General features: G+C 72.2%; 16 protein-coding genes and 2 pseudogenes. 9 read left to right on the top strand and 9 right to left on the bottom strand.

What is annotated here, in order from left to right:
* From IG54_RS0126580 to glgB, 3 genes are all read left to right on the top strand, one after another.
* On the top strand, positions 1–322 hold a 322-nt coding region (locus IG54_RS0126580), incomplete at its 5' end, for an alpha-glucosidase C-terminal domain-containing protein (protein WP_199809594.1).
* A gap of 118 nt (positions 323–440) precedes the next feature.
* Complete coding sequence (locus tag IG54_RS0126575) at positions 441–1883, top strand: maltokinase N-terminal cap-like domain-containing protein (RefSeq protein WP_030789548.1); 1443 nt, start codon at positions 441–443, stop codon at positions 1881–1883.
* A gap of 30 nt (positions 1884–1913) precedes the next feature.
* A complete protein-coding gene (gene glgB / locus IG54_RS0126570; RefSeq protein ID WP_078594533.1) occupies positions 1914–4394 on the top strand; it encodes a 1,4-alpha-glucan branching enzyme in 2481 nt (826 codons plus the stop codon).
* Here the strand turns inward: glgB and IG54_RS0126565 are convergent.
* The 5 genes and pseudogenes from IG54_RS0126565 to IG54_RS0126545 form a co-directional block, all read right to left on the bottom strand.
* Entirely contained in the window at positions 4369–6609 is a 2241-nt protein-coding gene (locus tag IG54_RS0126565) for a HelD family protein (protein ID WP_234336355.1), read from the bottom strand. The genes glgB and IG54_RS0126565 overlap by 26 nt on opposite strands.
* 189 nt (positions 6610–6798) lie before the next feature.
* Entirely contained in the window at positions 6799–7131 is a 333-nt protein-coding gene (locus tag IG54_RS0126560; RefSeq protein WP_030789539.1) for a thioredoxin family protein, read from the bottom strand.
* A gap of 12 nt (positions 7132–7143) precedes the next feature.
* The gene (locus tag IG54_RS0126555) at positions 7144–7536 is read right to left on the bottom strand and encodes a MerR family transcriptional regulator (RefSeq protein WP_030789536.1); all 393 of its coding nucleotides are present in this window, start codon (positions 7534–7536) and stop codon (positions 7144–7146) included.
* A 58-nt stretch (positions 7537–7594) separates the two neighbouring features.
* Positions 7595–8430, bottom strand: a pseudogene (locus IG54_RS38305) (NAD(P)-dependent oxidoreductase).
* A 152-nt stretch (positions 8431–8582) separates the two neighbouring features.
* Positions 8583–9200 (bottom strand): DsbA family protein, encoded by a 618-nt coding sequence (locus tag IG54_RS0126545; protein ID WP_030789534.1) that lies wholly within the window; start codon positions 9198–9200, stop codon positions 8583–8585.
* 300 nt (positions 9201–9500) lie between these two features.
* On the opposite strand from IG54_RS0126545, the pseudogene IG54_RS0126540 reads away from it, so the two are divergent.
* Positions 9501–10361: pseudogene (locus IG54_RS0126540) on the top strand (glycoside hydrolase family 16 protein); the annotation flags it as partial.
* 136 nt (positions 10362–10497) lie between these two features.
* On the opposite strand, the gene IG54_RS0126535 reads toward IG54_RS0126540, so the two are convergent.
* Complete coding sequence (locus IG54_RS0126535) at positions 10498–11484, bottom strand: MerR family transcriptional regulator (protein WP_051819983.1); 987 nt, start codon at positions 11482–11484, stop codon at positions 10498–10500.
* Positions 11485–11631: 147 nt separating this feature from the next.
* Between IG54_RS0126535 and IG54_RS0126530 the strand changes: the two genes are divergently transcribed.
* Positions 11632–12453, top strand: coding sequence for an alpha/beta fold hydrolase (locus tag IG54_RS0126530; protein ID WP_030789527.1), 822 nt, complete (start codon positions 11632–11634; stop codon positions 12451–12453).
* Positions 12454–12643: 190 nt separating this feature from the next.
* Here IG54_RS0126530 and IG54_RS0126525 read toward each other — a convergent pair whose 3' ends face one another.
* Together IG54_RS0126525 and IG54_RS0126520 are read right to left on the bottom strand one after the other, a co-directional pair.
* Entirely contained in the window at positions 12644–13249 is a 606-nt protein-coding gene (locus tag IG54_RS0126525; protein ID WP_030789525.1) for a dihydrofolate reductase family protein, read from the bottom strand.
* Positions 13250–13697: 448 nt separating this feature from the next.
* The gene (locus tag IG54_RS0126520; RefSeq protein ID WP_030789523.1) at positions 13698–15395 is read right to left on the bottom strand and encodes an MFS transporter; all 1698 of its coding nucleotides are present in this window, start codon (positions 15393–15395) and stop codon (positions 13698–13700) included.
* A 159-nt stretch (positions 15396–15554) separates the two neighbouring features.
* Between IG54_RS0126520 and IG54_RS0126515 the strand changes: the two genes are divergently transcribed.
* On the top strand, positions 15555–16235 hold the full coding sequence (locus tag IG54_RS0126515) for a TetR/AcrR family transcriptional regulator (RefSeq protein ID WP_234336353.1): 681 nt from the start codon (positions 15555–15557) through the stop codon (positions 16233–16235).
* On the opposite strand, the gene IG54_RS0126510 is transcribed toward IG54_RS0126515, so the two are convergent.
* A complete protein-coding gene (locus tag IG54_RS0126510) occupies positions 16232–17629 on the bottom strand; it encodes a cation:dicarboxylate symporter family transporter (RefSeq protein ID WP_030789517.1) in 1398 nt (465 codons plus the stop codon). The two genes, IG54_RS0126515 and IG54_RS0126510, sit on opposite strands and share 4 nt — an antisense overlap.
* 287 nt (positions 17630–17916) lie before the next feature.
* Here IG54_RS0126510 and IG54_RS0126505 point away from each other — a divergent pair, with 287 nt between their 5' ends.
* From IG54_RS0126505 to IG54_RS0126495, 3 genes are all read left to right on the top strand, one after another.
* A complete protein-coding gene (locus IG54_RS0126505) occupies positions 17917–19707 on the top strand; it encodes a sensor histidine kinase (protein ID WP_078594529.1) in 1791 nt (596 codons plus the stop codon).
* Positions 19704–20387: a response regulator gene (locus IG54_RS0126500; protein ID WP_030789510.1), complete on the top strand. Its 684-nt coding sequence runs from the start codon at positions 19704–19706 to the stop codon at positions 20385–20387. Before IG54_RS0126505 ends, IG54_RS0126500 begins: the two co-directional genes overlap by 4 nt.
* A 170-nt stretch (positions 20388–20557) precedes the next feature.
* Positions 20558–21925 carry an extracellular solute-binding protein gene (locus IG54_RS0126495; protein WP_030789507.1) on the top strand — a complete coding sequence of 456 codons (1368 nt, stop codon included), beginning with the start codon at positions 20558–20560 and terminating at the stop codon, positions 21923–21925.
* The last annotated feature ends 76 nt before the right edge of the window (positions 21926–22001 follow it).

Here is a 22001-nt window from a genome sequence, read left to right as displayed (position 1 = left end):
CAGGATGATCGAGATCCGCAAACAGAACCCCGCCTTCGGCCTGGGCACCTACACCGAACTCCCCTCCACCAACCCCGCCGTCCTCGCCTTCCTCAGGGAAGCGCCGCCGACGGAGGAGGAGGGCGACGACCTCGTGCTGTGCGTGCACAACTTCTCGCGTTTCGCCCAGCCCACCGAACTCGATCTACAAGCCTTCAACGGACGCCACCCGGTGGAGCTGATCGGCGGGGTGCGCTTTCCGGCCATCGGTGAACTGCCCTACCTCCTCACGCTGGCGGGCCACGGCTTCTACTGGTTCCGGCTGCGCAAGGAACCGTCGTAAGGCTCCGGCGCCGCCACACCTCGCGGGGCGGTTTCCACCGCCCCGCCCTGGGCACTCCTACGCACAACCGGCACTCCCGCACTCTGCCTTGTCCGCCACGCGGAAAGGACGCGACGCCATGTCGGAAGCCGCCACCCGCCCCACCGCGCACGCCACGGCGCTGCTCGCCTCGCTCGACCCGCTGCTGCGCGAGTGGCTGCCCCGGCAGCGGTGGTTCGCCGGAAAGGGCCGCCCGATCAGCGCCTTCGAACCGGTCGCGGTGACCGAACTCCTGCCGCGCAGCTCACCCGCGGGCCTGCTGCACCTGCTCGTGCGGATCCGCCAGCCGATCGTCCCCGCACAGGACGCGCCCCTCGAAGCCGCGGCGGCCGAACGGCCCGGCGACTGCTACCAGTTGCTGATCGGAGTGCGCCGCGCCCTGCCACCGCAGCTGGCTTCCGCCCTCATCGGGCACGTCACCGAGGGCCCCCTCGCCGGGCAGACGGTGTACGAGGCGCTGCACGACCCGCGGCTGTCCGCGCTGCTCCTGGAGCGGCTGCGGATCCCGGGCCGGCACGGCGTGCTCCGCTTCGAACGCGACATGAGCGCGGGCATCCCCTCCGGACTCACCCCGCGCCCGCTCGCCGCCGAGCAGTCCAACTCCTCGATCGTGTACGGCGATACGTTCATCCTCAAGCTGTTCCGCCGCGTCGTGCCCGGCGTCAACCCCGACCTGGAGCTTCCGCTGCACCTGGCCCGGCAGGGCTGCGCACGGGTGCCCGCGCCCGCCGCGTGGTTCCTCGCCGACCTGACGTCCGGCGCGGCCCCCGCCGACGAGGCGTGCGGCCTCGGGGTGCTCCAGCCCTATCTGGCCGGCGCCGAGGACGGGTGGGAACTGGCCCTGCGCAGGCTCGACAAGGGCGAGGACTTCACCGGCGAGGCGCGGGCGCTCGGCCGCGCCACGGCCGAGGTGCACGCGGCGCTCGCCGCCGCGCTGCCGACCGTCACGCTGGGCCGGGTCCAGGTGCAGCGCGTCGCGGACGCCATGGCGCAGCGCCTGGCCGCGGCGGCACAGGCGGTCCCCGCGCTGCGGCCGTACGCCCCCGGGCTGCTCACCGCCTTCGAGGCGCTCGCCGACCTCGGCGGCGAGGGCCAGTCGTGGACCGCCCAGCGCGTCCACGGCGACCTGCACCTGGGGCAGTGCCTGCGCTCCCCCGACGGCCACTGGTCGATCATCGACTTCGAGGGCGAGCCCGCGCGACCGCTCGCCGAGCGGCGCATGCCGCAGCCGCCGGTCCGCGACGTCGCGGGCATGCTGCGCTCCTTCGACTACGCGGCGTGCACCGGCGAACCGTGGGCCGCGGAGTGGGCCGCGGACTGCCGGGCCGCGTACTGCGTGGGGTACGCGGACGTCGCGGGCCTCGACCCGCGCACGGACCCCGTGCTGCTGCGCGCCCACGAGACGGACAAGGCGGTCTACGAAGTCCTCTACGAGGCCCGCCACCGCCCCGACTGGCTGGCCGTCCCGCTGGCCGCGGCGCGCCGCCTCGCCGGGGACGGCTCCGCCGACGCCGCCCTTTGACCACCCCCTTCCGACAAGGAGGCCTCCTCCGTGACCCGCCGCCCCCGCAAACCGCCCGCCGAAGCCCCCGCCCCCGCCCCTCCCGCACCCCGCGCCCCGGAACCGGATCCCGTCGATCCCGCCGAGCGGACGACCGCCCCGAAGGGCGGGCGGAAGACACCGGCCCAGAAGAAGACGCCGAGCGGAACGACCCCCGAGGCGGCGAGGACGGCGAAGGCGGCCGCGGCGGCCCGCGCGGCGAAGTCCCCGAGGACTCCGCGGATCCCGCGGACCCCGCGGAAGGCGGCCGCGAAGACGCCCCCGCCGGCCCTCGCCGTCTCCCCCGTGCCCGAGGGCGACCGCGTCCGCCTCCTGGAGGGCACCCACCACGACCCGCACGGCGTCCTCGGGGCCCACCCCGTACCCGGCGGTACGGCCTTCAGGGCGCTGCGGCCCTACGCCAAGGCGGTCGCGGTCGTCGCCAAGGACCTCCGCGCCGAGCTGCGCGACGACGGCGACGGGTTCTTCTCGGCGGTACTGCCCCTGGAGGCGGCGCCCGAGGACTACCGGCTGCACATCACGTACGAGGAGGCGGAGCTGGAGATCCACGACGCGTACCGCTTCCTGCCCTCGCTCGGCGACTTCGAACTGCATCTGATCGGCGAGGGCCGGCACGAGAGGCTGTGGGACGCGATGGGCGCCCGCCCGATGACCCACCAGGGCGCGACCGGCACCCGCTTCACCGTGTGGGCGCCGAACGCCCGGGGTGTACGGGTCGTCGGCGGCTTCAACTTCTGGGACGGCACCGGCTTCCCGATGCGCTCGCTCGGCGGCACCGGCGTCTGGGAGCTGTTCGCGCCCTCGGTCGGTGAGGGTGAGCTGTACAAGTTCGAGATCACCCGGCCCGACGGTTCGAAGACGCTGCGCGCCGACCCGCTGGCCCGCCGCACGGAGACGCCGCCCGCGAACTCCTCCGTCGTACACGTCTCGCACCACCAGTGGCACGACCAGGACTGGCTGGCCCGCCGCGCCGAACGCCCCGCGCACGAGGCGCCGTTCTCGGTGTACGAGGTGCACCTGTCGTCCTGGCGCCCCGGCTTGACCTACCGGCAGCTGGCCGAGCAGCTGCCCGCGTACGTCGCCGACCTGGGCTTCACGCACGTCGAGCTGATGCCCGTGGCCGAGCACCCCTTCGGCGGCTCCTGGGGGTATCAGGTCACCGGCTTCTACGCGCCGACCGCCCGCCTCGGCACCCCCGACGACTTCAAGTACCTGGTGGACGCGCTGCACCGCGCCGGGATCGGGGTCCTGATGGACTGGGTGCCCGCGCACTTCCCGCGGGACGACTGGGCGCTCGCCGAGTTCGACGGGCGGCCCCTGTACGAGCACGAGGACCCGGCGCGTGCCGCGCATCCGGACTGGGGCACCCTGGAGTTCGACTACGGCCGCAAGGAGGTGCGCAACTTCCTCGTCGCAAACGCCACGTACTGGTGCGAGGAGTTCCACATCGACGGGCTGCGCGTCGACGCGGTCGCCTCGATGCTCTACCTGGACTACTCCCGCGAACACGGCGAGTGGACGCCGAACGCCCACGGCGGGCGCGAGAACCTCGACGCCGTCGCCTTCCTCCAGGAGATGAACGCCACGGTCTACCGGCGCTGCCCCGGCGTCGTCACCATCGCCGAGGAGTCCACCGCCTGGGACGGCGTGACCCGGGCCACCCACCACGAGGGGCCCGGAGGCTTCGGCGGCCTCGGCTTCGGCCTGAAGTGGAACATGGGCTGGATGCACGACTCCCTCGGCTACGTCTCCAAGGAGCCGGTGCACCGCAAGCACCACCACAACGAGATGACGTTCTCGATGGTGTACGCGTACAGCGAGAACTACGTCCTGCCCATCTCCCACGACGAAGTGGTGCACGGCAAGCGGTCGCTGGTCTCCAAGATGCCCGGCGACTGGTGGCAGCAGCGCGCCACCCACCGCGCCTACCTCGGCTTCATGTGGGCCCACCCCGGCAAGCAACTGCTCTTCATGGGCCAGGAGTTCGCGCAGGGCGCCGAGTGGGCGGAGGGCCACGGCCCGGACTGGTGGCTGCTCGACCCGGCGTACGGCGCGGAGGCCGACCACCGGGGCGTACGGGACCTCGTACGCGATCTGAACACCGTCTACCGGCGCGAGGGCGCCCTGTGGGAGCGCGACACGGACCCCGGCGGCTTCGCCTGGGTGGAGGGCGACGCCGCCGAGGACAACGTCTTCGCCTTCCTGCGCTACCCGGACGAGGGCGGGGGCGGGACCCCGCTGCTCGCCGTCTCCCACTTCGCACCGGTCGTGCGGCACGCCTACCGCCTGGGCGTGCCGGACGAGTTCGCGGCGTGGCAGGAGGTCCTCAACACGGACGAGGCCCGCTACGGCGGCAGTGACGTCACCAACCCCGACCCGCTCAAACCGGAGCCGGTGGCGTCCCACGGCCGTCCCGCGACGCTGCGCCTGACCCTGCCGCCGCTGGCTACGGTGTGGCTGCGACCTGTGTGAGCGCGCCGGGCAGCTCCCCGGTGTGCAGGATGCCGAGCCGCTGGGTGGCCCGTGTCAGGGCCACGTACAGATCGCTCGTCCCGTAGCGCGACGGCTCGACGACCAGGACGGTGTCGAACTCCAGGCCCTTGGCCTGCCGGGGGTCGATCAGCACGACCGGCCGCGTCAGGTCCGGGGCCCCTTCGGCCGTCACCCCGGGAAGCCGGGCGGCGAGCCGCTGGTGGAGGTCGCGCGGGGCGATCACCGCGAGGCGGCCCTCGTCGCGCGCCTCGGCGGCCACCGCGTCGGCCACGGCGGCGGCGAGGCCGTCGTCGTCGGCGCGGCGCGCCCAGGGGCGTACGCCCGTGGACCGCACCGAGCTGGGCGGCCGGAAGTCGGGGTTCCCCGCGGCACGCGGCACCTCCGCCGCCACCTCCATGATCTCCACGGGCGTGCGGTAGTTGACGCCGAGCCGGGTGTACTCCCAGCGGTCCTCGACGTACGGCCGCAGGATGTTCTCCCACGATCCGCAGCCGCCGGCCTCCGCGGTCTGCGCCGGGTCGCCGACGAGCGTCATGGAGCGGGTCGGGCAGCGCCGCATGAGCAGCCGCCAGGCCATCGCCGACAGCTCCTGCGCCTCGTCGACGATGATGTGCCCGAACGCCCAGGTGCGGTCGGCCGCCGCGCGCTCGGCGGCGCTGCGGTGGTCGGCCTCCTCCTGCCGCTCGGCCATCCGCTCGGCGTCGATGATGTTGTGGGCGAGCAGGACCTCGGCGTCGTCCTCGTCCTTGTCCTCGAACTCGTACGTCCGTGAGGCCCGCGAGACGTCGAGGACGCCCTGCGCGTACGCGATCTGCCGGGCGCGCTCCGCCTCGGCCGCCGCCCGCTCGGCGCTGTCGTCGTGTCCGAGCAGTTCGGCCGCCTCGTCGAGCAGGGGGATGTCGGCGGGCGTCCAGGGCGCGCCGCGCGGGCGGCGGATCGCCTTCGCGTCCTCCTCGTCCAGGCCGGTCGGCTCCTCCAGGTAGCCGGTGAGGAATTCCTGCGGGGTCAGCGTCGGCCACAGCTCCTCGATGGCGGCGTGGACCTCGGGGCTGGCCGCGATGCCCTTGCCGAGCTGGGCGATGTCGTCGGGGCCCAAAAAGTTGGGGCCTCCGTAGGGGTCGGCGCCGATGCGTTCGGTGAGCTGCTCGGTCAGCGCGTCGATGATCCGGAACGCGAAGTAGGGGCGGCCCAGGTTGTGCGGCACGTCCGCCTCGCGGGCCGCTTCCCGTGCCTCGTAGGCGATCGTCCAGTCCAGGATCAGGTCGCCGTCGTCGTGCGGGACGATGAGCGGCTCGCCCGGCTCGGGGATCTTCTGCCGGTCGCGGACCGCCCCGGCGAGCACCTCGGCCATCTCCGCGCGGCCCTTCACCTCGGCCGCCCCCGGGCTCTCGGTGCCGGTCGCCGTCACGCCGGGGAACAGCTCGCCGACCGTGGAGAGCAGTACGCCGGTCTCGCCGAGCGAGGGCAGCACCTCGCCGATGTAGCCGAGGAAGGCGGGGTTCGGGCCGACGATCAGTACGGCCCGCTTGGCGAGCAGTTCCCGGTGCGCGTACAGCAGGAAGGCCGCGCGGTGCAGGGCCACGACCGTCTTGCCGGTGCCGGGGCCGCCCTCGACGACGAGGACGCCGCGGTGCGGGGCGCGGATGATGCGGTCCTGCTCGGCCTGGATGGTCCGCACGATGTCGTGCATGCGGCCGGTGCGCGCCGAGTCGAGCGCGGCGAGCAGCACCTCGTCGGCGTCGGCGGCCTCGTGGCCGGTGCGGGTCGGGTCGCCGAGGTCGAGGATCTCGTCGTGCAGGGCGGTGACCTCGCGCCCCTTGGTGGTGATGTGTCTGCGCCGCCGCAGCCCCATCGGCGTATGGCCCGTCGCGAGATAGAAGGGGCGCGCGACATCGGCACGCCAGTCGATCACCAGCGGAGTGCGCCGGTCGTCGGAGGCGCGGATTCCGATGCGTCCGATGTGGTGGTCGCGGCCGTCGCGGAATTCGAGCCTGCCGAAGCAGAGGCCGTTCTCCCCCGCGTCGAAGGAGGCGAGCAGACCGGACTGCTCCGCCACCATCACATCGCGCTCAAGGCGTGCCTGGAGACCGTTGCCCACCTGCGACAACGACGTCTGCACGACGGCTTCGGCCTCCTCGCGCAGCGCGTCGAGGCGCGCATACAGCCCGGAGACGAATTGCTGCTCTTCCCGCAATTCCTCGGTTGACAATTCAGCCCCTCGCCAGTTACAGTGCTCGTATAAAGCTTTTCGTGAAGCCGTCATGCCCGAATGGGCGAGACCTCGCGAAAGAATCCAATATACGCAGAGAAATGCCCCGGACGTCAATTCGTCCGGGGCATTTCTCTTCCGTACGCGGGTGCCGTAGCACGTCCCCGCGGCGTGTCAGAGCACGTCGGCCAGGTCCGCGAGGAGCTTGCGCTTGGCCCGCGCGCCCACCATCTGCTTCACCGGCTCACCGCCCTTGAACACGATCATGGTCGGCGCGGAGAGCACCTTGTACGCGATCGCGGTCCGCGGACTGCGGTCCACGTCCAGCTGCACGATCTTCAGCCGGTCCGCCTCCTCGCGGGCCAGTTCGCTCAGCACCGGCGCCAGCTGCCGGCACGGCCCGCACCAGTCCGCCGTGAACTCCACGAGCACCGGGCGTCCCGGCTCCCGCAGCACCTCCCCCTCGAAATCCGCGTCCGTCACCTCGGCCACGCCTGCTGCCCTCATTGACTCCACTCCTCATCCCGTCAGTTCGCAGCGCGGCTCGGGGCCGCCCGGCAGTGCCGCCTCGGCGCGCGTCAGCTGCGCCCCGACCTGCGCGCGCACCGCGTTCAACTCGCCGATCAGCGCGTCGAGTTCGGTGAGCTTGCGGCGGTATACGGCGAGTGACGCGGGGCACGAGTCGCCCTCCGGATGACCGGAGCGCAGACACTCCACGAAGGGCCGGGTCTCCTCCAGATCGAACCCGAAGTCCTGAAGGGTCCTGATCTGCTCGAGGAGCCGTACGTCGTCCTCGTCGTACGTGCGGTACCCGTTGCCGGTGCGCCGCGCGGGCAGCAGCCCGCGGGACTCGTAGTAGCGCAGCGTCCGCGTGGTCGTCCCCGCGCGCGCCGCCAGCTCGCCGATTCGCATGCCTCGACGGTAATCCTTGACGTGGGCGTCAAGGCCAGGAGTTCTTCCGGGACGGGACTCAGGCCGGGTTGCGGATGCCCTCGATCGTCGAGGTCCAGGTGTCGGCGCCGTGCCCCAGGTCGACCGCCCTGCGGGCCGCGGTGAGGACGCCGCGCAGCGCGGTGGCGTCCAGGCCGCGGTGCTCGGCGGCGTGGACGATGTGCTCGATGCCCTCGGCCTCCATGGCGAGGTTGTCCACGACACCGGGGTAGGTGCCCGCGTCGATGTCGGCGGCGGTGCGTTCGACGGCGCCCTCCACGAGCGCCACGTTGGCCTTCAGGAAGGGGACGAGGGCGGCGGCCCGCACCCGTCCCGGGCGGCGAGGGCGAAGCCGTGCACGAGGCCGTGCATCGCGGTCCAGAAGAAGTCCAGCACGGAGAGGTCGAAGACGGCGGCGAGCCCGTGGTCCTCGCCGACGTAGGCGCTCTGGCCGCCGAGGGCCTTGAGCGTCCCCTCGTACTTCTCGTAGGCGGACCGCGAACCGCTGTGGAAGATCAGGGCTTCCGGCGTCCCGATCATCGGGACCGGCACCATGACCGCGCCGTCCAGATAGTCGACGCCGAGTTCCGCGGCGCGGGCGGCGGCCTCGCGGGCGCGCTCCGGGGTGTCGGAGGTGAGGTTCACGAGGACCCGCCCGGCGAGGTCGGCGGCGGTCACCTGGTCGAGGATCTTCTGCGCGGCGTCGTAGTCGAGCACGCATACGACGACGACCTCGCCGGCGCGGACCGCGTCGGCCGGGGTGGCGGCGCGGGAGGCCCCGCGGGCCATCAGCTCGTCGCCCTTGCCTGGCGAGCGGTTCCAGATGGTCGTGGGGTGGCCGGCGTCCACGAAGGCACCGGCGAGGGCCTGCCCCATGGAGCCGAGGCCGAGGACGGTGACGGCGGGGAGGGGGTTGCGTTCAGTCATGACCCCCATGCTCGTTCCGGCCCCAACTCGCCACAAGTACCTACTATTTAGTCAGGTACGCACCGAAAGGTAAGTGGTGCGGGCGGGGTCACGGCAGGGCGTCAGCCGAAGTCCGGGGGGCCGTAGGGCCGCTTGAACTCGTGGAAGCTCTCCACCCCGGACATCAGCACCACCCCGTCCCACAGCCGCCCGGCCGCCTCGCCCCTGGGAGCCGGTGACACGACGGGGCCGAACAGCGCCCCCGCCCCCTCGACGGCGAGGACCGGCGTGCCGACGTCCTCGCCCACCAGCGCCACGGCCGCCTCGTGCGAGGCCCGCACCACGGCGTCGTACTCCGTGGTCATCGCCACGGCATCCAGGTCCGCGGGCAGCCCCGCCTCGGCGAGCGCGGCCGTCATGCCCGACCAGTCCTGCCGCTCGTGGATCCGGACCCCGAGGGCGTCGAGGTACCGCCCGAGGGCCGCGTTGCCGTGCCGCTCGCGCACCGCGGCGCAGACCCGGCCGTGCGCCTTCAGGTACTCCCCGTACAGCCCCTCGGGGTCCTCCGGGTCGACGTCCCGGCCCTCGTTCAGGACCGCCAGGCTCATCACCCGCCACCGCACGGCGATGTCCCGCACCCGCTCCACCTCGCGGAGCCACCGCGAGGTGATCCACGTGTACGGGCAGACGGGGTCGAACCAGAAGTCGACACGCACTCCGGTGGGGGCCGGCTCGTCCATGACGCTCATTCATCCACCGTACGGCAGACGGCAGTTGAGGCCGCGTAGGCGCGGTGCCGGTGCGCCGCCTTCGGGAAATCGACGCACCGGGGCCATTGACGCGCCGCCCGGCTACAACTACAAAACCAGCAGCACCATTCTGAGAGCGCTCTCACCGCCACACTCCCGCCCCCACGGAGGTGCACGATGAGCACGATCCCCACGGTCTTGGCCCGGCCGGCGGCCGCGCCCGCCGGCCGCCCGCGCCGGACGACCCCGCTGCTGGCCGCCCTCGCCGCCCTCGGCCTGCTCGGGGCGCTGATGCTGCCCGGCTCGGCGCGCGGTGACGTGCCCTCGCGCGGCCCCGGCTGGACGCTGAAGTGGAGCGACGACTTCAACGGGCCGGCGGGCGCCGCGCCCTCCGCCGCGAACTGGCAGGTCGACCTGGGCCACAACTACCCCGGCGGTCCGCCCGATTGGGGCACGGGCGAGATCCAGACGTACACGGACTCGCGGGACAACCTGAGCACCGACGGAGCGGGCCATCTGCGGATCACCCCGCGCCGGGACGCGTCGGGCAGGTGGACCTCCGCGCGGATCGAATCGAGGCGCTCCGACTTCAAGGCACCCGAGGGCGGGGTGCTGGCCATCGAGGCCCGCATCCGGATGCCCCGCGTCACCGGCGACGCGGCGCTCGGCTACTGGCCCGCGTTCTGGGCGCTGGGCTCGCCCTACCGCGGCAACTACCAGAACTGGCCCTCCATCGGCGAGTTCGACGTCATGGAGAACGTGAACGGCGTCAACGCCGTCTGGGGCGTACTGCACTGCGGGGTGAACCCGGGCGGCGACTGCGCCGAGTCACAGGGCCTCGGCGCGAGCCGCCCCTGCCCGGGCACGAGCTGCCAGTCGGCGTTCCATACGTACCGCTTCGAGTGGGACCGGTCGGTGACGCCGAACCAGTTGCGCTGGTACGTCGACGGCGAGCGGTACCACACCCTCGGCCAGGACCGCTTCTCGGCGAGGACGTGGCACGACATGACGTCCCACGGGGGTTACTTCATCCTGCTGAACGTGGCGATGGGCGGCGCGTTCCCGAACGGCGTCGCGGGCCGCGCGACACCGACGCCGGCGACGGAACCGGGGCACCCGATGGTGGTCGATCGCGTGGCGGTGTGGACGCGGTCGTAGCGGGCGGGGTCTTGCCTGAGCAGCGGTCACCGTTGCAGTCGGCGGAGGTGAGCTGGGCCGCGCGGAGACCACCCCAGTAGCCGGGGCCGTTGGAAACGGCCGAGGCGAGCCGGGCCGCGCGGAACCCGTCCTAGCGGCCGTCACCGTTCGAGTCGGTCGAGGTGAGCAGGGCCGCGCGGAGCCAGTTGTCCGCGGTGCCCGGGGTCGGCTCGGGTGGGGTCCGGGGCGGGCTGATGACCTCGGCGGTGAGTTGCCAGTAGCGGTCGATGCGGGGCTCGGCGGCGAGCATGCGGCCGAGTTCCCGGCGAAAGCCCTCGGTGTCGCGGGCGTTGAGCGCCGCGGCGTGTGCGGCGACGAAGCAGTCGAGCGCCTCGCCCCCGTGGGGCGCCCGGCCCGCCCGCAGGGGGGTCGAGGCGAGCGCGAAGGCCTCGGGGAGAGCCTCGTAGAGCACGGCGGGACGGTAGCCCTTGCCGGGCAGGTGCGCCTCGGGCCGGCAGTGGTCGGCAAAGGCGCGCGGGCGCGAGTCGAAGCAGGACCCGGAGACGAACGCGTGCAGCCGGGCGAAGGCGAGCACCTGCTCCGGGGCGGGGTCGTCGGGCAGCTGCGGAACCGCCTGTTCGACGACGGCGGACACCACGCGGGCGGGCAGCCGCGCGGGCAGCCAGAGCCGCCAGAACCGGGCGAGCGCGGCCGTGGTCGGAGGGGTGCTCAGCCCGCCGATCAGACGCAGCCGCTCGGCGCGCTCGTGCGCGGGGCTGTCGCGCAGGAGGCACAGGGCGGCCGCGCGCCAGCGCAGGGCGGTCAACCGCGTCCCGACCTCACGCAGTTGGGCCTCGACGACGTCCTCCAGCGCGTCCTCCTCGTCGAGGACGCGGCCCACATCGGGGACGGGCAGGTCGAGTCCGCGCAGGGAGCGGATGAGGCGCAGCCGGTCGAGCGCCTCGGGGCCGTAGCGGCGGTGGCCGCCGGTGCTGCGGGCGGCTTCGGGCAGCAGTCCGCGGTCGGAGTAGAACCGGACGGTCTTGACGGTGACGCCGGCCCGCTCGGCGAGCTGTCCGATGCTCCAGGCGCCGGCGGATGCGGGCCCCGGGCTCCCCGGCCGGCCGTCTGCTGTCACGACTTGAACCTCCCTCAGGGGGAGTTCCTAGCGTACGGGCGAGCGCGGAGGACCGGCCGGCCGGGCCGCGCGGGCAATTGCGCGGCGGACGGAGAGGGCGGCCTATGGGGCCGCTGCCACTGCCGCTGCTACTGAGCAGGAGGAATCATGACGGCGTTCGTGCTGGTCTCGGGCGGTTATACGGGAGGCTGGATCTGGCGGGACGTGACGGCGCGGCTGCGCTCGGCGGGGGCCGAGGCGCACGCGGTGACGCTCACCGGTCTGGGGGACCGCAGGCATCTGGCGGCCCCGGGGACGGATCTGGAGACCCACATTGAGGACGTGGCGCAGGCGATCGACCACGTCGACGCGCCCGAGGTGGTGCTCGTCGGGTACTGCTACGGGATCTACCCGGCCGTGGGCGCCGCCGATCGGCGGCTCGACCGGATCTCCCGGCTCGTCCACCTGGACTCGCCGATGCCGCAGGACGGTTACTCCATGCTCGACCAGATCCGTGAGCAGATGCCCCAGGGGGAGGCGCGCGAGCGGATGCTCGGCATGCGGGAGCGGGCCGAGGACGGCTGGCTGCTCCCGGCGCCGACCCCGGAGGAGTGGCGGGCGCACGGGAATCTCGCGGGTGTCCCGCCCGAGGCGCTGGCCCGGCTCGCGCGCCTGGCCTCGCCGATGCCGGTCGGCCCCTGCGAGCAGAAGCTCGCCGTGTCGGACGCGGTCACCACGCTCCCGGCGACCGGTGTCTTCTGCACCACGGGCGGGACGATGGACATCGCCACGCTCGAAGGCCTCGTGGCGTCGGGTCTGCCGCTCGTCCAGCACCTCGCCGACCCCCGCGCGTCCTTCTTCGAACTGGCCACCGGGCACTGGCCGATGCTCTCCACGCCCGGCGAGCTGGCCGACGTACTGCTGCGGGCGGCGGCGGGCGAGGGCCACCGGCTGGGCCCCGCGACCGCCGCCCACCACGTGGGCCAGTAGGACCTCGGCGGAGGAGGGCGGCAACGCGATGGGGGCGCCCCCTGCTCGAGCGAAGCCGAGAGCTTGGATGGGGTCTCCCCTGCTCGAGCGAAGCCGAGAGCTTGGATGGGGTCTCCCCTGCTCGAGCGAAGCCGAGAGCTTGGGGAAGTGCCAGACCCCGCGCCCCGCGGCATGACCCGCCGGACAGGCCCTAGCTCGCCTCGCCCGCCGTCCTGTCGTACGTGAGGAAGATCGTGCCGCTGTCGAGGAGCACGGCGTCCGTCCTCTCGTACAGCGTGGGCTCGAAGGCGGTCTTGTGCGAGAACAGCGGGGTGCCCGAACCGACCGTCAGGGGGGCCAGCTTGACGACCAGCCGGTCGATCTCGCCGCGCAGGGCCCCGGCCAGCTCACCGCCGCCGCACAGCCAGATGTCCTTGCCCTCCTCGCGCTTCAGCTCGCGCACCTTGGCGACGGGGTCGGTGGCGACCAGCTCGACGCCGGGGGCGGGGCTCTCGGTGAGGGTGCGGGTGAAGACCAGGTGCCTCAGGTGCGGGTAGCAGTCGGGGATCCCGGCGTCCACGCCGATCATGTAGGTCCTGCGGCCTTCGAGGATCGTGTCGAAGTGGGTGCCCTCGGCGGTGATGCCGAGGGCCTTCCTGGCCGGGTCGGGCAGAGTCTCGGGGTACGTCTGGGCGAGGTGCTGGACGTAGTCCTGGGCGACGGGCCAGAAGCCGTCGGGGCCGGTGGGGTCGGAGCCGTCGGGGCCGGCGATGTATCCGTCGAGGGTGGCGGCGATGAAGTAGACGAGCTTTCGCATGGCGGCTCCTGGGAAGCGGTGGTGGTCGGTCGGAAGGGCGCGGAGTCCGGTGCCGGTCAGCTGCGGCTCCCCGGCTTGGGGAGCGGACGCGGCCGCGGCACGGAACGGGGCTTGGCCGGCTGCGGGAAAGGCCGGTGCGGTTGCGCGTTCCGGGGCTGGAACGCGGCCTGGGCGCGGAACTGGCTCTGGGTTCGCATCTCGCTCCTCTGACGCGGGAAAGTAGCGGGCGACAAGCGCGCTACTTGTTGTACTCCGGCTGAAGTGGTTAGAACGTAGTACTTCACTTGGAGTGGTGTCAACGGATTCCGAAACTTTTTTCGGAGTGACGCCACCCGGGCCGCCACGACCGCCAGCCGGGCAGCACGGGACCGCCACCCGGGCAGCACAAAGGGGGCCGGGCAGTGAAGCCCGGCCCCCTTGGGCCCGCGCCGGAAGGCGCTTCGTGTGACTACCGCGCCGCGGCCGACTCCCGCTTGGAGGATTCCGAGGCGCCCGAGGAGGCGCCTGCGGACGCGTCTGCGGGACTGCCCTTGCGCGGCAGCAGCACCGCCACCAGCACCGTCCCCACCCCGAGGATCACCGCGCCGACCAGGCTCGTGTGCGCCACCGCGTCCGAGAACGCGGAGCCGACCGCGTCCGCCATCTTGCCCGCGCCCTGCGCGAGCTGCTCCGCCTGCGCCTTCAGCTGCGCGGCCTCCTGCTGCGAGCCCGCGTGGGCCGCCTTCTCCGCCGCCGCGTGCGCCTTGTCGCCGATGCCCTGGGCGACCGCGTAGCCCGCGCCGACCGAGTCCTGCGCGGTGTCCAGCGTGCCGTCCGGCAGCTTCGTCCCGGAGGCCGAGGCCGCGTCCTCAAGCTTGGAGGAGTACGAACTGGCCAGCACCGAGCCGAGGATCGCGATGCCGAGCGAGCCGCCCAGCTCCAGCGAGGTGTCGTTGACCGCGCCGCCGACGCCCAGCTCGGACTCCGGGAACGCACCCATGATCGCGTCGGTGCAGGGCGACAGCGCGAGGCCGATGGCCAGACCGAGGACGATCAGCGGGGCCACGAAGTCCCCGTACGAGGACGAGGCGTCGACCGTGGTGAGCAGCGCGAGCGCCACCGTGCCCGCGACCATGCCCGCCGTCACGGTGATCTTCATGCCGATGCGCGGGGTCAGGAAGCCCGTGAGCGCCGAGCCGACGAAGACCGCGCCCGCGAGCGGCAGCATGCGCACGCCCGTCTCCAGCGGGTTGTAGCCGAGCACGAACTGGAGGTGCTGCGTGAGGTAGTAGAACGCGCCGAAGACCGCGAGGAAGAACAGCGCCACCGCGAGGTTCGAGCCGGCGAAGCGGCGGTCGAGGAAGCGGCGGACGTTCAGGATCGGGTGCGGGTACCGCAGCTCCCAGGCGACGAAGGCCACCAGACCCACGCCCGCGACGACGGCCGCGGAGATCGCCTTGGCGTCCCAGCCGAAGTGCGGACCCTGGATGATCATGTAGACCAGCGCGCCGGTCCAGACGACGGAGAGCAGCCCGCCGACGTAGTCGATGCGGTCGTGGTGCCCGGCCTTGGACGGCGGGATGAGCACGAAGGCGCCGACGATGGCGAGCGCGGCCACCGGCACGTTGATCAGGAAGGTCGAGGACCAGCCGTGGTCCTCCAGGAGCGCGCCCGCGACCAGCGGACCCGCGGCGATCGCGAGGCCCGCGGTGGCGGTCCACAGCACGATGGCCTTGGCCCGCTCCCCCTTCGGGAACGTCGCCGCGAGCAGCGAGAGCGTGGCCGGCATGATCATGGCCGCGCCGAAGCCCATCACGGCGCGGGAGGCGATGACGCCCGCGGAGCTGTCGACCAGCGAGCCCGCGACGGAGCCCGCGCCGAAGACGACAAGGCCGAGGACGAGGGCGCCGCGCCGGCTGTACTTGTCGCCGATCGCGCCGAGCAGCAGCATCAGTGCCGCGTACGGGACGGTGTAGCCGTCGATGACCCACTGGAGGTCGGAGCTGGAGAGGCCGAGGTCCTTGGTCATGTCGGGGGCGGCGACGGTCAGCGCCGTGTTCGCCATGACGATGATCAGCAGGCTCAGGCAGAGCACCCCCAGCGCCCACCAGCGGCGCGCGTACGGCCCCTTCATCTCCTCGACCGGCTGCTTCATGACTAGAGCCACCGAAGTCTCACCCTTCCCTGCTGCTGCGCGTTCTTGCTTCCCGGTGACCTTGCACAACACTGTGCAATTACACACTGGTGTGCAACTTACGCCACTGCACACAGCTGTGCAAAACGGTCGTGGGGCAGCGCTCGGGAAGCCGCGTGCAAAATGGAGCCCATGAGCCGAGCCGACGCCAACCGCCGCCGCATCCTGGAGGTCGCTCTCAGCGAACTCCTTCGCGATCCGGACGCGTCCATGGACCAGATCGCGCGCGCCGCGGGCGTCGTGCGCAGGACGGTGTACGGCCACTTCCCCAGCCGGGAGGCGCTGGTCGGCGCGCTCATCGACGGCGCCGTCGAGGCGGTCGCCGCCGCCCACGCCTCGGGGCGGGCCCAGTCGGACGACCCCGCCGAATCCCTCGCCCACTCCATGCTCGCCGTGTGGGCGATCGCCGACGGCTACCGCCTCCTGGTCGGCCTCGCCCAGCGCAGCGTCGCGATGGAAGGCATCCGACAGCGTCTGGCGCCGGTCCGCGAGGAATGCGTGGACGTGCTGCGGGTCGGCCTGGCGGACGGCTCGTTCGCCTCACCGCTGCCGCCCGCCGCGCTCGCGTACGTCCATGAGCAGCAGCTCTTCGGCCTGATGGAGGCGGTGAACGACGGCCTCCTCGCCCCGGGCGACGCGGGCAGGGCCGCCGCGTCGACGGCCCTGCTCTCGGCGGGCGTTCCCGTGGACCGGACCCGCCGGATCATCCGACAACGCCGCAGTGATGGGGTCTCCCCTGCTCGAGCGAAGCCGAGAGCTTGGGGAAGTGCCAGGCCCCGCGGCCCGCGGCATGATCCGCCGGACAGGCCCTAGACCTTCGCCGGCTCCTTGCCGCCCTCGCTGCGCCCCTCCGGTACGGAAGCCGCGGCGTCCGGCACCTCGGCGCCATGCCCGTCGTCAACCAACGTACGCTCGTCGAACGGCAGTTGACCGGCGAGTACCGCGGCGACCCGTTCCTTGTCGACCTCCTTGGTCCAGGTGCCGATCAGCAGCGTGGCCACCGCGTTGCCCGCGAAGTTGGTGAGGGCGCGGGCCTCGCTCATGAAGCGGTCCACGCCGATGATCAGGCCGACGCCGTCGACCAGGGCCGGCTTGTGCGACTGGAGGCCGCTCGCGAGGACCGCGATGCCCGAACCGGAGACACCCGCCGCGCCCTTGGACGCGATCATCATGAAGAGCAGCAGCGAGATCTGCTCGCCGATGCCGAGCGGCTGGTCCATGGCCTCGGCGATGAAGAGCGAGGCCATGGTCAGGTAGATCATGGTGCCGTCGAGGTTGAACGAGTAGCCGGTCGGGACCGTGATGCCGACGACCGGGCGGCTGACCCCGAGGTGCTCCATCTTCGCGATGAGCCGCGGCAGCGCGGACTCCGAGGACGACGTGGAGAGGATCAGCAGGAACTCGCGGCCCAGGTACTTCAGGAGCTTGAAGAGGTTCACTCCGGCCACCGTCCGCGCCAATGTGCCGAGTACGAGCACGATGAACAGGGCGCAGGTGACGTAGAAGCCGATCATGATCGTGGCGAGCGCCTTGAGCGCGTCGACGCCGGTCTCGCCGATGACGGCCGCGATCGCGCCGAACGCGCCCACCGGAGCCGCCCACATGATCATGCCGAGCACGCGGAAGACGAGCTTCTGGATGTGCTCGACGCCGCGCAGCACCGGCTCACCGGAGCGCCCCATCGCCTGGAGCGCGAAGCCCACGAGCAGCGCGACGAGCAGCGTCTGGAGCACCTCGCCCTCGGTGAAGGCGGAGACCAGCGTCTTGGGGATGATGCCGAGCGCGAAGTCGACGAGGCCCTTGTTGGCCTCGTCGGCCGCCTCGTGGCCCGCGCCCTTGTCGGAGTCGGCGAGGTCGATGCCCGAACCGGGGTGCAGGATGTTGCCGACAAGCAGGCCGATGGCGAGCGCGACGACCGACATCGCGACGAAGTAGGCGAGCGCGAGCCCGCCCACCTTGCCGACCTTGGCGGCCTTGCGCACCGAGCCCACGCCGAGCACGATCGTGCAGAAGATGATCGGCGAGATCATCATCTTGATCAGGTTCACGAAGCCGGTGCCGACCGGCTTCAGCTCCTTGGCGAAGTCCGGCCAGATGAAGCCGACGGCGATGCCGAGCAGCACGGCGCCGATGACGGCGATGTAGAGGTAGTGCGTGCGGTCCCGCTTGGCTGCGGGTGCCCTGTGCGGGTCGGCCGTGCTGGTCACGGGGCCCTCCTTGAACGACGACGTCGGCGTGGTGGTGCCAGGTGGCGCGGGGCACCAGGCGGTGGTGCGTGGCGCCACGCGGCAGGCAGTGCCGGGTGGCGGGTAGTGCCAAGTGGCGGGTAGTGCCAGGTGGCGCGTGGTGTCCGGCCTGGTGGCGCCTGCGGTGCGTGCGGCTCACGTCCTGGGCGATTGCGGCGACTATCTCCCGCGCTGTGAGGACGGTCACCCTTGCGTTCATTGAGTTCGCACTCGAACGGCCCGCTGGGGCGACGAGGCAGACTTGCCCCATGTCCCGCACCCGCCCACCCCGTCGGCGCCGCCTGCCGCGCAGCCTGGCGGGCCAGCTCTTCGCGATGCAGACCGTGCTGGTCGCGGCCGTGGTCGCCGGGTGGGCGCTCTTCACCTATCTGAGCGACAAGCACCAGGCGGAGGAGGGCGCGCGGCACCAGGCGACCGCGGCGGCCCGCGCGGTCGCGGACTCCCCTTCGGTACGAGAGGCCATACGCGGCGACGAGGATCCCTCGAAGCGGCTCCAGCCGTACGCGACCCGGGTGCAGCGGCACACCGGCGTCGACTTCGTGACGATCATGGATCCGCGCGGCATCCGCTGGACGCACCCCGACGAGCGGCGCATCGGCGAACGCTTCCTCGGCCATACGGAGGAGGCGCTGCGCGGCAGGACCTTCGCGGAGACCTACACGGGCACGCTCGGCCCTTCCGTACGCGTCGTCACACCGGTCCGCGCGGGCGCGGCGGGCGATGGCAAGATCATCGGCCTGGTCAGCGCGGGCATCACCATCGAGGAGATCACCGCCAAGGCGCGTGGCCAGCTCCTCGCGCTGCTCGGCGTCGCCGCGGGGGCCCTCGCCCTCGGCGGCATCGGTACGTACGTCATCAACGCCCGCCTGCGCCGCAGCACCCACGGCATGAACGCCGCCGAGCTGAGCCGGATGCACGACTACCACGAGGCGGCGCTGCACGCGGTGCGCGAGGGACTGCTGATGCTCGACGGACAGCGCAGGATCGCGCTCATCAACGACGCGGGCCGGGAACTCCTCGGCGTCCGCGGCGACACCGTGGGGCGCAACGTCGCCGAACTGGGGCTGCCCGCGCCGCTCACCGGAGCGCTCCTGGCGTCCGAGCCGCGCGTGGACGAGCTGCATCTGACCGCCGACCGCGTGGTCGTCGTCAACACCTCACCGGTGACGGGCGGCGAACGCAGGGGCACGGTTGTCACCTTGCGCGACCACACCGAACTCCAGGCGCTGACCGGCGAGCTGGACTCCGAGCGCGGCTTCACGCGGGCGCTGCGCTCGCAGGCGCATGAAGCCGCGAACCGCCTCCACACGGTCGTCTCCCTCATCGAGCTGGGCCGCGCCGACGAGGCCGTCGACTTCGCGACCGCCGAGCTGGAGCTGGCGCAGGCGCTGACCGACCGGGTGGTGGCCGCCGTCAGCGAGCCGGTCCTCGCGGCCCTGCTCCTCGGCAAGGCGGCACAGGCCAACGAACGCGGCGTGGAGCTGGTCGTCTCGGCCGACAGCAGCATCGACGACGGCATGCTCCCGGCGTCCCTGTCCTCCCGTGACCTGGTGACGGTCCTCGGCAACCTCATCGACAACGCGGTCGACGCGGCGCAGGGCTCACCGGCGGCGCGGGTCACGGTGACGGCCCGCGCGGACGGGACGGGTCTCCTGCTGCGCGTCTCGGACACGGGCCCGGGCGTCGACCCGGCGCTGCGGGACACGGTCTTCGAGCGCGGCTGGTCCACCAAGGCGGCGACGGGCCGGGGCCTCGGCCTGGCGCTGGTCCACCAGACGGTGACGCGGAACGGCGGCGTGCTGACGGTCAGGGAGGCGGAGGAGGGCGGCGCCCAGTTCGAGGTAACCCTCACGGTCCCCGACCACGTTTCCGCTGCCGCTGCCGCTGCCGGGGCCGCTTCCGCTGTGGGCAAACGTTCCGCAGGGCGGAACGGGTGGGCACAGCCCGCGGCGCAGGGTGCCGATGCAGTGGGCGCCGGCCCAGGAACCCAGGCCCCGCCAAAAGGTGACCGCACCGACACAAGAGACGGCGCCCGATGATCCGCGTACTCGTAGTCGAGGACGACCCCGTCGCGGCGGACGCCCATGTCCTCTACGTGAACCGCGTCCCCGGCTTCGAGGCCATCGGCAGGCCCGCCCACTCCGCCGCCGAGGCCCGCCGCACCCTGGACCGCACCCCGGTCGACCTGATCCTCCTGGATTTGCACCTGCCCGACGGCCACGGCCTCCAGCTGGCCCGCTCCCTGCGCGCCGCGGGCCACCCCGCCGACGTGATCGCGGTGACGTCGGCCCGCGACCTGGCGGTCGTCCGCGAGGGGGTCTCCCTAGGGGTCGTCCAGTACGTGCTGAAACCGTTCACCTTCGCCACCCTCCGCGACCGCCTGACCCGCTACGCACAGTTCCGCACGGCCGCCGCCGAGGGTGAGGCCACCGGCCAGGACGAGGTGGACCGCGCGCTCGCCACGCTGCGCGCGCCCGGTCCCGCCTCGCTCCCCAAGGGCCTCAGCGGCCCCACCCTCGAACGCGTCACCCGCACCCTGCGCGCCGCCCCCGAGGGCCTGACCGCCACCGCGGCCGCCGAGGCGGCGGGCCTGTCCCGCATCACCGCGCGCCGCTACCTGGAACACCTGGTGGACACGGCGCGCGCGGTCCGCAGCCCCCAGTACGGCCATGTCGGCCGCCCGGAGCTGGTCTACCGGTGGCTCACGGCAGCCGAGTGACCTCCCGCTCGGGGCGCCGCGCCGACGTACGTCCGACAACGCGATAACAACGTTGTCACGTGAATGACAAGCGTCAACGCCCTCCCACCGCAGGGGCATTGACCTTGCTCCGAGCACGCGCTTACGTTCACCGGGCAGCCCCGCGTCGCAACCCCGCGCTGTAGGAGGTCGTGCCCGTGCGTCCCACCACCACCCCGCCGCTCCTCGTGGCATCCGCCCTGCTGGCCGCCGGCACCCTCACCGCGTGCGGCGGCGGCTCCGGCGACGACCCCGACACCGTGAAGATCTCGTTCAAGCAGTCCACGGACAACGAGGTCAGGGTCATGGACACCTATCTGGCGGACATCAAGAAGCAGTTCGAGAAGGCGAACCCCGGCAAGAAGGTCAAGCTGGTGCCGATCAAGGCGCCGGACTCCGAGTACTACACCAAGCTCCAGCAGATGCTGCGCTCCCCCAAGACCGCGCCCGACCTGGTGTACGAGGACACGTTCCTCATCAACTCGGACATCACCAGCGGGTACTTGAAGCCGCTCGACCCGTATCTGGACAAGTGGAAGGACTGGGATCAGTTCATCGACACGGCCAAAGCGGCGGCGAAGGCGGCCGACGGAAAGACGTACGGCGTGCCGGACGGCACGGACACGCGCGGCCTGTGGTTCAGCAAGGCGGTCTTCAAGAAGGCGGGGTTGCCGGCCGACTGGCAGCCGAAGGACTGGGACGAGGTCCTCGACGCGGCCCGCACGATCAAGAAGAAGGTCCCGGGGGTCACCCCCCTGAACGTCTATACGGGAAAGCCCGCCGGTGAGGCGGCGACCATGCAGGGCTTCCAGATGCTCGCCTACGGAACGGGCAAGGACCCGCTGTACGACACGGAGGCGAAGAAGTGGGTCACCGGCAGCAAGGGCTTCAAGGACTCCCTGAAGTTCGTCGAGACGGTCTACAAGGACAAGCTCGGCCCCGACGTCTCCGACGCCCTCGACCCCAACTTCGCCACCCGGGTGCGCGGTGAGCTGCTGCCCGAGGGCAAGCTGGGCATCGCCCTCGACGGCTCGTGGCTGCCCCAGGACTGGGGCGAGGGCGCGGGCCACGAGTGGCCCGAGTGGTCGAAGGAGCTGGGCCTCGCCGCCATGCCGACACAGCACGGCCAGGCGCCCGGCAAGGTGAGCATGTCCGGCGGCTGGACCTGGGCGATCCCGGCCAAGGCGGGCAACCCCGACCTGGCCTTCAAGTTCATCGAGACCATGCAGACCAAGGCCAACGCCAAGAAGTGGTACGTCGCCAACTCGGGCATCGCCGTCCGCGAGGACGTCGCGGACGACCCGTCGTACGTGAAGGCGCAGCCCGGCCTGAAGTTCTTCACGGAACTGGTCGCCGCCACGCACTACCGGCCCGCGTATCCCGCGTACCCGAAGGTCTCCACCGCGATCCAGGAGGCGATGGAGTCGGTGACGACGGGCGACAGCTCGGTTCAGGAGGCGGCGGAGGGCTACGACGAGGAGGTCGAGTCGGCGACGGACGGCGAGGTCATCGACAAGTAGCGCCTCCAGCCGCCGGTACGTGCCTCCGGCCCCGGAGAGCGAGCGACCGGCACCCGGAGGTCCAGCCACCGGTACC

This window comes from Streptomyces sp. NRRL S-920, assembly GCF_000717945.1.
Classification (GTDB): domain Bacteria; phylum Actinomycetota; class Actinomycetes; order Streptomycetales; family Streptomycetaceae; genus Streptomyces; species Streptomyces alboniger.
The sequence above is the reverse complement of the archived record's forward strand: the minus strand, read 5'-3'. Positions and strand labels throughout refer to the sequence as shown.

Coding starts and splice junctions, on each gene's coding strand:
- IG54_RS0126575 (WP_030789548.1), top strand. CDS start 441: ATGTCGGAAGCCGCCACCCGCCCCACCGCGCACGCCACGGCGCTGCTC.
- IG54_RS0126560 (WP_030789539.1), bottom strand. CDS start 7,131: ATGAGGGCAGCAGGCGTGGCCGAGGTGACGGACGCGGATTTCGAGGGG.
- IG54_RS0126555 (WP_030789536.1), bottom strand. CDS start 7,536: ATGCGAATCGGCGAGCTGGCGGCGCGCGCGGGGACGACCACGCGGACG.
- IG54_RS0126545 (WP_030789534.1), bottom strand. CDS start 9,200: ATGGACGAGCCGGCCCCCACCGGAGTGCGTGTCGACTTCTGGTTCGAC.
- IG54_RS0126530 (WP_030789527.1), top strand. CDS start 11,632: ATGACGGCGTTCGTGCTGGTCTCGGGCGGTTATACGGGAGGCTGGATC.
- IG54_RS0126525 (WP_030789525.1), bottom strand. CDS start 13,249: ATGCGAAAGCTCGTCTACTTCATCGCCGCCACCCTCGACGGATACATC.
- IG54_RS0126515 (WP_234336353.1), top strand. CDS start 15,555: ATGAGCCGAGCCGACGCCAACCGCCGCCGCATCCTGGAGGTCGCTCTC.
- IG54_RS0126505 (WP_078594529.1), top strand. CDS start 17,917: ATGTCCCGCACCCGCCCACCCCGTCGGCGCCGCCTGCCGCGCAGCCTG.
- IG54_RS0126500 (WP_030789510.1), top strand. CDS start 19,704: ATGATCCGCGTACTCGTAGTCGAGGACGACCCCGTCGCGGCGGACGCC.